At 65.9% G+C, this 11,048-nt stretch carries 7 protein-coding genes; 5 read left to right on the top strand and 2 right to left on the bottom strand.

Annotated features, from left to right (window positions below):
- The 5 genes from QZ332_RS11755 to QZ332_RS11735 all read left to right on the top strand — a co-directional run.
- Positions 1-2,440, top strand: a 2,440-nt coding sequence (locus tag QZ332_RS11755; protein ID WP_295765618.1) for an ABC transporter permease, incomplete at its 5' end; no start/stop codon positions are given.
- 334 nt (positions 2,441-2,774) lie between these two features.
- Positions 2,775-4,223 carry a nicotinate phosphoribosyltransferase gene (locus QZ332_RS11750; protein ID WP_295765616.1) on the top strand — a complete coding sequence of 483 codons (1,449 nt, stop codon included), beginning with the start codon at positions 2,775-2,777 and terminating at the stop codon, positions 4,221-4,223.
- 138 nt (positions 4,224-4,361) lie between these two features.
- Positions 4,362-5,936: a cardiolipin synthase gene (gene cls / locus QZ332_RS11745; protein ID WP_295765614.1), complete on the top strand. Its 1,575-nt coding sequence runs from the start codon at positions 4,362-4,364 to the stop codon at positions 5,934-5,936.
- A gap of 24 nt (positions 5,937-5,960) precedes the next feature.
- The gene (locus tag QZ332_RS11740; RefSeq protein WP_295765613.1) at positions 5,961-6,830 is read left to right on the top strand and encodes an ATP-binding protein; all 870 of its coding nucleotides are present in this window, start codon (positions 5,961-5,963) and stop codon (positions 6,828-6,830) included.
- Between the two features lie 14 nt (positions 6,831-6,844).
- Complete coding sequence (locus tag QZ332_RS11735; protein WP_295765611.1) at positions 6,845-9,274, top strand: tetratricopeptide repeat protein; 2,430 nt, start codon at positions 6,845-6,847, stop codon at positions 9,272-9,274.
- Between the two features lie 57 nt (positions 9,275-9,331).
- Here QZ332_RS11735 and QZ332_RS11730 read toward each other — a convergent pair whose 3' ends face one another.
- Both QZ332_RS11730 and QZ332_RS11725 read right to left on the bottom strand, forming a co-directional pair.
- Entirely contained in the window at positions 9,332-9,919 is a 588-nt protein-coding gene (locus QZ332_RS11730) for a flavodoxin family protein (RefSeq protein WP_295765609.1), read from the bottom strand.
- Positions 9,916-11,048: 2-hydroxyacyl-CoA dehydratase (locus QZ332_RS11725; RefSeq protein WP_295765607.1), on the bottom strand; the 1,133-nt coding region annotated here is incomplete at its 5' end. The genes QZ332_RS11725 and QZ332_RS11730, both read right to left, overlap by 4 nt.

The raw sequence follows: 11,048 nt of genomic DNA, 5'->3' as shown, positions 1-11,048 counted from the left end.
CGACCCCCTCATCAAGGAGGGCTCCGCCCGGCTGTTCCTGGGCATGCCCAGCGAGCCGCCCTTCAACAAGTCTCATGTAGAAGTCAGTTACATGGAGCCCGCCGCGGCCCCCCACCACTTCTGCCAGCCCGTGGAGGGCGCCCTCCCCCGGGAGGGCACCGACGAGGCCGCCACCGACACCCATGTCCTGGCCCTTCTGGGTGTGAGGCCGGAGGTGGGCGCGAAGTTCACCATGACCTTCGAGCTGGATGACAACACGGACCACCCCATCCCCGTCACCCGGACCTTCACTCTCTCCGGCTGGTGGGAGTACGACAGCGCCGTGGTGGCCAGCCATGTCCTCCTGCCCCGGTCCGCCGCCGAGGAGATCGCGGCCCTTGGCAGCGGGAACCCCTATTCCATGACCGGAAAGTGGACCCTGAACGTGATGCTGGACAACGCCTTCCATATCCGGGAGGACATCTATCAGGTCCTGGAAAACCACGGCTACCAGGGGGAGGACTTCCAGGCGGACAACTACCTGGACACCGGGGTCAACTGGGGCTATTCCGGGGCCCAGCTCTCCAACAGCTTCGACATCACGACGCTCATCGCCATCGTGGCCCTGCTGCTGCTGATCGTCTTCACCGGCTACCTCATCATCTACAACGTCTTCCAGATCTCCGTCACCAACGACATCCGGTTCTACGGCCTTTTGAAGACCATCGGCACCACCGGGCGGCAGCTCAAGCGCATCGTCCGCCAGCAGGCCCTGATGCTGAGCCTGATCGGCATCCCCTTCGGGCTGCTGCTGGGCTTCGTCATCGGCAATCAGCTGACCCCCGTTATCATGGCCCAGCTGAGCTACAAGCACGCCTTCGTCTCCTTCGACCCCCTGATCTTCATCGGCGCAGCCCTGTTCTCCCTGCTGACGGTGTCCCTCTCCTGCGCCCGGCCGGGCCGCATGGCGGCCAAGGTCTCCCCGGTGGAGGCGGTCCGCTACACCGAGGGCGGCGGGAAAAAGCCCGGCAAACGAGAGAAGACCCGCAAGACCCAGGGCGGCGCATCTCTGCCCAAAATGGCCTGGGCCAACCTGGGGCGGAGCCGCGGCAAGACCGTGGTGACAGTCATCTCCCTGACGTTGGCCGTGGTGCTGGCTACCATGACTTATACCTTCTCCATTGGCTTCGACATGATGAAGTACCTGCAAAACAAGGCGGACGTGGACTTCATCCTGGGGGACGCGGCTTACTTCCAGGTCGGCGGCGGGGGCTTCTGCTCCACCGACGAGGCGGTGCCGGAGACTGTCATTTCCGACGTGAGGGCCCAAAGCGGCATCGAGGAAAACGGCCGGATCTACGGCAATGTCTCCGACATCGAGGAGTTCGTCACCGAGGAGTGGTTCCGGGGCATCTGGAGCAAGTGGAACCCGCCGGAGGTCCTGGACCTGCAGATCAAGTACAAGGAGCGGATGGACGACGGCCTCCTGGCGGACCGGGTGCAGCTCTACGGTATGGAGGACTTCCCCCTGAGCCTGCTGGACGTGCTGGAGGGGGACCTGGCCCCGCTGTCGGACCCCAGCCAGAAGGCCATCGCCGCCGTGTACCTGACGGACGACTACGATTCCACCATCTTCGGCTCCAACTGGGCCAAGCTGGGGGACAAGGTGACCCTGCGCTACGTCACCGAGCGGGAGTACTTCTATATGGACAACGGGGAGATCATCGAGGACACCGACAACGTGGACCCCAACCGGAACTGGACCAGCCGGGCCGTCGCTTATGAGGAAGTGGAGTACACCGTCTGCGCCCTGGTGCAGGTGCCCGACTCCATCGGCTACCGCTACTATGGCGCGGACCAGTTCGTCCTGGGGGCCGAGCGGTTCCGGCAGGACACCGGGACCGACAGCGTCATGACCTATATCTTCAACACCACCGACGAGGCGGAGCCGGAGATGGAGTCCTTCCTGGCGGAGTACACGGAGAGCGTCCAGCCCCTCTATGACTACGAGAGCCGGGCCACGTATGCCGCCGAGTTCGAGGGCTTCCGGGGCATGTTCATGACCATGGGCGGGGCGCTGAGCTTCATCATCGGCCTCGTCGGCGTGCTGAACTTCGTCAACGCGGTCCTCACGGGCATCCTCACCCGGAAGCGGGAGCTGGCGGTCCTCCAATCCGTGGGCATGACGGGGAAGCAGCTCAAGTCCATGCTGGTGTACGAGGGGCTGTATCATACCCTCCTGGCCCTTTTGGCGTCCCTGGTGATGACGGTCGTCCTGGGGCCCCTGCTGGGCGGCGCCGTATCGGACATCTTCTGGTTCTTCACGTACCGTCTGACCGTGGTCCCCATCGCGGCGGTCCTGCCGGTCTTCCTGGCCCTGGGGGCGCTGGTGCCGCTGTGGACCTACCGCTCCGTGTCGAGGCGGACCATCGTGGAGCGCCTGCGGGAAGCGGAGACATGAGCCTGAGAGGGCCCGCCGGGAGGCGGGCCCTCCGCCTGCCGAAAAGACTTTTCGGCAGGCGGAGCAAGTTTCCAGGACGTCCAAAAAGGTCCTGGAAACTCCTTTATCGAAAACGGAGGGGGCCTTCTCAGGCCCCTCCCGCGGCGCTCCTCCTTCCCGGCGATGGGGCCTTCGCTCCTTTTTCGACACGCGGAGGGCCCGCCTCTCTTTGCTGACAAGACAGGTATCGATATATCTATCTATTTTCGTGGATATTTCCCGAAAAAGAGATTGCTTTTCCGGACGATCTTGCTTATAATCAAGGGAACGACGAGAGGAGAGGGTGTTACCCGCCATGCATACCGAACAAAAGCTGAACATGACCATGCTCTGCGACTTTTACGAGCTGACCATGGGCAACGGCTATTTCCAGACCGGCTTCCAGGACCGGATCACCTATTTCGACGTGTTCTTCCGGGACGTGCCGGACAAGGGGGGCTTCGCCATCTGCGCGGGCCTGGACCAGCTGATCGACTATATCCTGGACCTGCACTTCGACGAGGAGGACATCGAATACCTCCGGGGCCGGGGCCTGTTCTCCGAGGAGTTTTTGAACTACCTGAAGGAGTTCCGCTTCACCGGCGACATCTGGGCCATCCCGGAGGGCACGCCCATCTTCCCCCAGGAGCCGGTGATCACCGTCCGGGCCCCCGCCATCCAGGCCCAGCTGATCGAGACGTTCACCCTCCTGGCCATCAACCACCAGAGCCTCATCGCCACCAAGGCCAACCGCATCGTCCGCGCGGCCCAGGGGCGGACGGTGCTGGAGTTCGGCTCCCGCCGGGCCCAGGGCACCGACGGCGCCATCACCGGCGCCCGGGCGGCCTACATCGGCGGCTGCGCCGGGACGGCCTGCACCATCTCCGACCAGCTCTACCGCGTCCCCGCCGGGGGCACCATGGCCCACGCCTGGGTCCAGATGTTCGACACCCAGTACGAGGCGTTCGAGACGTACTGCAAGCTCTACCCCGGCAACGCCACCCTCCTGGTGGACACCTACAACACCCTGAAGTCCGGCGTGCCCGACGCCATCCGGGCCTTCGACGCCGTGCTGAAGCCCCTGGGCATCAAGGAGTGCGGCATCCGCCTGGATTCCGGCGACATCGCCTACCTGACCCAAAAGGCCCGGAAGATGCTGGACGACGCGGGCTGGACGGAGTGCCGGATCTCCGCGTCCAACTCCCTGGACGAGTATATCATCCGGGACCTGCTGATCCAGGGGGCGCAGATCGACATGTTCGGCGTGGGCGAGCGGATGATCACCGCCAGCAGCCAGCCGGTCTTCGGCGGCGTGTACAAGCTGGTGGCCCTGGAGGACGGGGAGGGCCGCATCGTCCCCAAGATCAAGGTCAGCGAGAACGTGGACAAGATCACGAACCCCCACTATAAGAAGGTCTACCGCATCTTCGACAAGGCCACCGGCAAAGCCGAGGCGGACTACATCACCGTCTGGGACGAGAGGGTGGATGAGGAGCGGAGCCTGGAGCTCTTCGACCCCCGGGCCACCTGGAAGCGGAAGACCTATACGAACTTCACCGTCAGGCCCCTCCAGCAGCCCATCTTCCTGGGAGGGGAGCTGGTGTATGCGCGGCCCGGCCTGAAGGAGATCCAGACCTATTGCAGGGAGCAGGTGGACACCCTCTGGGACGAGGTGAAGCGCTTCGAGAACCCCCACAGGTATTATGTGGACCTCAGCCAGCGGCTGTGGGACATCAAGCAGACCCTGCTCCGGGAGCGCGAGTGAGGGGATCGACCGGGCCGGACGGCATACGCCCGGCCCGGATCTTATCATTTTTTCCGATTTACCTGTTGAAGACGGCGGCGGATCTTTGTATAATAGAAAGGTCAAGCGCTGAGACTGCCAGTGAGGAGGCGAGGCTTCATGCACAAGAACATCCCCCATATCCCCAAGGTGGAGGAGCGGATCGAGCGGAAGATCTCGGCCGTCACCAGCATCTCCATGTGCGTGTTCACGGTGATCGTCCAGATCGTCACTTCCCTGGCGATCTCCCACTTCCTGGCGGAGTCGTCCAGCTATGTCTACGCCCTGCTGCTCTGCGCCGGTGCGGTGCTGGCGATCCGGGTCTATCAGCGGCCCGGCAGCCCCACCTATAAGCTGGTGTGGATGTGCCTGCTGCTGGCGATGCCGGTGTCCGGCATGATCCTCTTCTGCCTCTGGGGCGGGACCCACCAGGCCAAGCAGCTCAGCCTCCGTCCGGCGCCGCCGATCCCCTGCCGGGAGAGCCAGCGCATGGCCAGCCAGATCGACCTGGCCCGGCTCCGGCGGAAGTCCCCGGCGTGGGGACGGCTGGCGGCGTACCTGGAGAAGCGGGGCTTCCTGCTCTACCGGGACACGGACGCCGTCTACTTCAAGGAGGGCGCGGACTTTTTCGAGGACCTGATCGCCCGCCTGGGACAGGCGGAGATCTATGTCTTCCTGGAGTACTATATCCTGGCGGAGGGGAAGCTCTGGGACCGCATCTTCGCCGTTTTGAAGGAGCGCGCCGCCGCCGGGGTGGAGATCCACATCACCTTCGACGACTTCGGGAACCTGACCCGCCTGTCCGACGAGACCCTCCAGGCCATCCAGGACGCGGGCATCGAGGTCCGGGTCTTCAACCCCGTCCACCGCTATGTGAACCGCATCTACTTCAACTACCGGGACCACCGGAAGATCGCCGTCATCGACGGGCAGTACGCCTACACCGGCGGGATCAACATCGCCGACGAATACGCGAACCTCATCGTCCGCTTCGGCCACTGGAAGGACACCGCCGTCCGCATCGAGGGAGAGGGCGTCTGGGGCTTCGCCACCCAGTTCATGCAGATGTGGAAGATGATGGGCGGCACGTTCCACAACGAGGACGATTATTACCGGCCCCGCCACGAGGTGGCCAACGCCCGGGGCTGGTGCCAGCCCTTCACCGACGGGCCGCTGAACAACCCGGACAACCCCATCGAGGAGGTCTATCTCCAGATCATGGCCTCGGCCCAGAAGATGCTGTACCTCACCACGCCCTATTACGCCGTGGAGGAGTCCATGCAGAAGGCCCTGTGCATCGCCGCCGACGCGGGGGTGGACGTGCGGCTGTTCATCCCCGGCGTCCCGGACCACCACAAGTTCACCTACATGGTGGCGGAGACCTACTGGGGCGAGCTGCTGAGCCACGGCGTGAAGATCTATAAATATGCCCCCGGCTTCCTCCACGCCAAGAGCGTCATGGCGGACCGGGAGATCGCCCTGATCGGCAGCACGAACATGGACTACCGGACCTTCCAGCTGCACTATGAGTGCGGCGTGCTGCTCTACCACATGCCGGTGGTGGAAGACCTGCTGGAGGACCTGGACGGCATCCTGGCCGAGAGCCGGCCCTACACCCTGGAGGACTGGGGCCGGCGCTCCTGGTTCCGGAAGGTGTGGGCGTCCGTGTTCCGGCTGGGCGCGATCTGGCTATGAACCTTTTTTGGGAGGGACCTTCCCATGTCCCGTGACCTCACCCCGCAGGAGACCGCCGAGCGCAGTCTCATCAAGACCTACCGCAAGTCCCTTTGGAACCCCTTCATCGCCGCCGTGAAGCGCTATGAGCTGGTGTCGCCGGGGGACCAGATCGCCGTGTGCATCTCCGGCGGGAAGGACTCCATGGTCCTGGCCAAGCTGATGCAGGAGCTGCAAAGGCATACCGACCGCCCCTTCGGCCTGACCTTCCTGGCGATGGATCCGGGCTACAGCCCCGCCAACCGGCGGCGGCTGGAGGAGAACGCCCGGCGCCTGGGGGTGCCCCTCTCCATCTTCGAGAGCGGCATCTTCGACGTGACCTTCCAGGCGGAGAAGAACCCTTGCTATCTCTGCGCCCGGATGCGCCGGGGGTGCCTCTACGCCAGGGCGCGGGAGCTGGGCTGCAACAAGATCGCTCTGGGGCACCACTTCTCCGACGTCATCGAGACGACCCTGCTGGGCCTCTTCTACGGCGCGCAGCTCCAGGCCATGCCGCCCAAGCTCCGCAGCAGGAACTTCCCCGGCATGGAGCTGATCCGCCCCCTGTACTGCGTCCACGAGGACGCCATCGTCAACTGGCGGGACTATAACGGGCTCCGCTTCCTCCAGTGCGCCTGCCGGTTCACCGAGGCGCGGGACGCCTCCGGCGACGGCGTGGGGGAGAGCAAGCGCCAGGAGGTCAAGCTCCTCCTGCGGGAGCTGAAGAAGACGAACCCCAACATCGAAAAGAGCATCTTCCGGGCCATCCACGGCGTCCAGCTGGACACGTTCCCCGGCTTCAAATACCGGGGCGGGGCCCATTCGTTCACCGATATCTATGACCGTTCCCCGTTTCCCGGCGGGGCGGACGCGTAAGGGAGGAACACCACATGGATTACTATCGCTGTGAGAACCCGGACTGCGGCTTCGTGGCCGAGGAGGAGCCGGACGTCTGCCCCCGCTGCGGGGGGACCTTCTTCACCGCCCTGACCGAGGATGAGATGACCGCCTCCGACTGGGTCAGCATGGGGAACCAGGCCGTGGACGACAAGCGGGAGACCGACGCCCTGGCCTGTTACCAGCGGGCGGCGGCGATGGGGGATCCCCTGGGCCTGACGAACCTGGGCTGGTGCCTGGAGGCGGGCATCGGCGTCCCCGCGGACCGGAAGCAGGCCGTGATGCTCTACGCCCAGGCGGCGGAGCAGGAATACATGCCGGCCTTGACGAACCTGGGCTACTGCTATACTTACGGCATCGGCGTGGAGGTCGACTACGACAAGGCCCTCAAGTGCTTCCAGCGGGGGGCGGAGCAGGGCTTCCCCCGCGCTCAGTTCCTGCTGGCGGAGGCGTACCGCCGGGGCAGCGGCGTAGAGGAGGACGAGGCGGAGGCCGCCAAGTGGTACCAGTCCGCCGCGTGGCTGGGCTATCCCGGCGCGCAGACGGAGCTGGGCCGGTGCCTGGAGTTCGGCACCGGCGTGGAGCAGGATCTGGAGCAGGCCGTGAAGTGGTACTCCGCCGCCGCGGAACAGGGCAACGCCCCCGGCATGTGCTGTCTGGGGTTCATGTACGAGTCCGGCCGGGGCGTGGAGCAGAGCTGGGAGACCGCCGTGGAGTGGTACCGCAGGGCCGCGGAGAAGGGGTATCCCCGGGCCCTGTGCAACCTGGCCTGGTGCTATGAGCACGGGCAGGGGGTGAAGCGGGACTTCGCCGAGGCCGTCCGGCTGTACCGGGCGGCGGCGGATCAGGAGTATCCCCGGGGCCAGCTGTGCATGGGGCTCTGCTATGAGCGGGGCCGGGGCGTGCCCCTGGACAAGGCCGAAGCCGCCGACTGGTACCGCAAGGCCGCCGACCAGGGCGACGAGGACGGCGCGTGCTGCCTGGGCTTCCTGTATGAGACCGGCGAGGGCGTGGAGCAGAGCTGGGAGACGGCCGTGGAATGGTACCGCAAGGCCGCCGACGGGGGCTCTCCCCGGGGCATGTGCAACCTGGCCTGGTGCTATGAGCACGGCGAGGGCGTGGAGGAGGACCTGGAAGCGTCCTTCGTCTGGTACAGCCGGGCGGCGGAGCAGGGCGACCCCCGGGGGCTGTTCAGCGTGGCCCGGGCCTATGATTACGGCATCGGCGCGAAGCCGGACATGGAGAAAGCCGCCGAGTGGTACCAGCGGGCCGCGGACGCCGGGTCCGCCCCCGCCACCTGCGATCTGGGCGTGTGCTACGAGCGGGGCGAGGGCGTGCCCCAGAGCTATGAGAAAGCCGTGGAGCTCTACCGCAAGGCCGCCGAGATGGGCAACGCGCCGGGACAGTGCAACCTGGGGTTCATGTACGAATCCGGCCGCGGCGTGGAGCAGAGCTGGGAAGAGGCCGTGAAGTGGTATTCCGCCGCCGCCCAGCAGGGGTTCTCCCGGGCCCAGTGCAACTTGGCCTGGTGCTATGAGACCGGCAGCGGCGTGGAGGGCAACCTGGCCCGCGCGGTCCACTGGTACCGCAAGGCCGCGGAGCAGGGGGAGCCCCGGGGCATGTTCTGCTTGGGGCTTTGCTATAAGCATGGCCGGGGCGTGGACCGAGACGACGCCGAGGCCGTCCGGTGGTATCAGGAAGCGGCGAAGGCGGGCTATACCCGGGCGCTTTGCAACCTGGGCGTTTGCTATGAGTTCGGCGAGGGCGTGGAGCAGAGCCTGGAGAAGGCCGTGGACTTCTACCGCCAGGCGTCCGAGAAGGGGGACCCGGCGGGCCGGTGCAACCTGGGCTATATGTACGAGACCGGCCGGGGCGTGACGCAGAGCGCCATCGAGGCCGCCCGGCTCTATAAGCTGTCCGCGGAGGCGGGGTATCCCCGGGCCATGTGCAATTACGGATATTGCTGTGAGTCCGGCCAGGGCGTGGCCCGGAAGGACCCCGCCGAGGCGGCGGAGTGGTATCGCCGTGCCGCCGAGGCCGGGGACGCCACCGGGGCCTGCAACCTGGGCTACCTCTACGAGACCGGCGAGGGCGTGGAGCAGAGCTGGGAGGACGCCGTGACCTACTACCGCCAGGCGGCGGAGCAGGGTCAGGCCCGGGGGCAGTATCTCCTTGGCTGGTGCTACGAGCACGGCAAGGGCGTGCCGGCCAGCATGGAGCAGGCCAGGAAGCTCTACGAGGCGTCGGCGGGACAGGACTACAAGCACGCGGCGGAGGCCCTGGAGCGGCTGAAGGACGGCCCGAAGCCGGAGCACGCCAAGCCGGAAGGGAAGAGAGCGCCGGAGAAGAGGCCCGCGGAGAAGAAGGAGAAGAAGCCCGAGAAGGGCGGCTTCCTCAAGGGCTTCTTCGGCGGGAAGCGATAGGACCGCGCCGTGCGGAGGACATAAGGGAAGGCAGAGACGATGCGTCTCTGCCTTTTTTCATCTTGGCTGCACGGCGAACATGAGCTCTCTGGCGAAGGCCCGCGTCCGGGCCTCCTTCTCCTCATCCATGAAGACCGTCCCATAGCCCAGATGGCGCTCCGCATGGCTCCCCAGATACCGGAGCCCGGAGTGCTTACAATAGCGCCGCATGCCCTCTTCGAAAAGGTCCGCCCCCTTTTCCGGACGGTAGCCGCAGGTCAGCAGCAGGGCCAGGGCCTTCCCCTCCCAAAGGGAGGGCCCTCTGGCTTGGCCGTAGAATTTGTCCATACCGTAGACCAGGCGGTCCAGCAGCGCCTTCATCGGCGGCGTACAGTACCAGGAGTAGATGGGCGTCGCCAGGATCAGCAGGCCGCTCTCCAGGACCTTGCGGAAGATCGTCCGGACGTCGTCCTCCTGGGGACAGCCGAAGCCGGTCCAGTCCTCCTGGCAGCGGCGGCACGCCACGCAGGGGCGGATGTCCAGGTCGTAGAGCCAAATGGTCTCCGTCTCCAGCCCACCCGCTCCCAGCTCTTCGCGCAAGGGCCCCAGCAGGGCGGCGGTGTTGCCGCCCTTCCGGGGGCTTCCCATCAGGACGAGGCCCTTCACACCACGGCCCCGACCCGGTCCAGCGAACGCCCGGGGACGGAGCGCCCGTCCTCCTGCGCGCTCCGGCGGGGGGCCTCCGGGGCCTGGGCCGGAGGCTCGGCCAAGCGCTCCCGGGCCACGGACAGCATCAGCTTGATGCGGTTCTCCTGGTTCACCCGCGTGGCGCTGGGGTCGTAGTCGATGGGGGTGATGTTGGCCTGGGGATAGAGTTCCCGGATCTTGTTGATCATGCCCTTGCCGCAGATGTGGTTGGGCAGGCACCCGAAGGGCTGGGCGCAGACGATGTTCTCATAGCCCGCCCGGACCAGCTCGATCATCTCGGCGGTCAGCAGCCAGCCCTCCCCCATCTTGTCGCCCATGCCGATGATGCCGTCGGTGAGCTTGATGAGCTCCTTGAACGGCAGGGGCGCGTGATAGCCGTTGTCCTTCAGGGCTTTGATGAGGACGCTCTCCATGCCCTCGATGTAATTCAGGGCCAGGTCGGAGACGTGCTTCTCCCAGAAGCTGCCGCCATAGAGCCGGGCGGTCTCCGACGGGTTGTAGATGCAGTATTGCAGGAAGCCCATCAGCCCCGGCAGGTTCACCTCGCACCCCTGGGAGGCCAGGAAAGCCTCCAGGTCGTTGTTCCCCAGGGGGGAGTACTTGACGTAGATCTCGCCGACCACGCCCACCTTCACCTTGGGGACCCGCCGGACGGGGATGGCGGCGAACTCCGCCGCGATCTTGGGCATGGCGGCCCTCATCTCCCGGCCGCTGTAGCCCCGGTCCTCGCGGACCCAGCCGCAGATGGTCCCGAGCCACTCCTCCTGGAGGGCCTTCGCCGCGCCGGCCTCGATCTCATAGGGCTCCGTCTGGGCCTTCAGGGCCACCAGCAGGTCGCCGTAGTAGACGACGGCCAGGAGCTTGCGGAGGAAGGGCAGGGTCATGGGGAAGCCGGACCCCTTCTCCAGGCCGGAGAAGTTCAGGCTCACCACCGGCACCTGGGGATAGCCCGCCTTGACCAGGGCCTTGCGCAGGAGATGGATGTAATTGGAGGCCCGGCAGCCGCCGCCGGTCTGGGTGATGATCAGGGCCGTGTGGTCCAGGTCGTACTTCCCGGAGGCCAGGGCGTCCAGGAACTGGCCGATGA

It is taken from the genome of uncultured Oscillibacter sp. (genome assembly GCF_910584465.1).
Classification (GTDB): Bacteria; Bacillota; Clostridia; order Oscillospirales; family Oscillospiraceae; genus Oscillibacter.
Note: the sequence above shows the minus strand (reverse complement) of the source record. Positions and strands in the feature narration are given on the sequence as shown.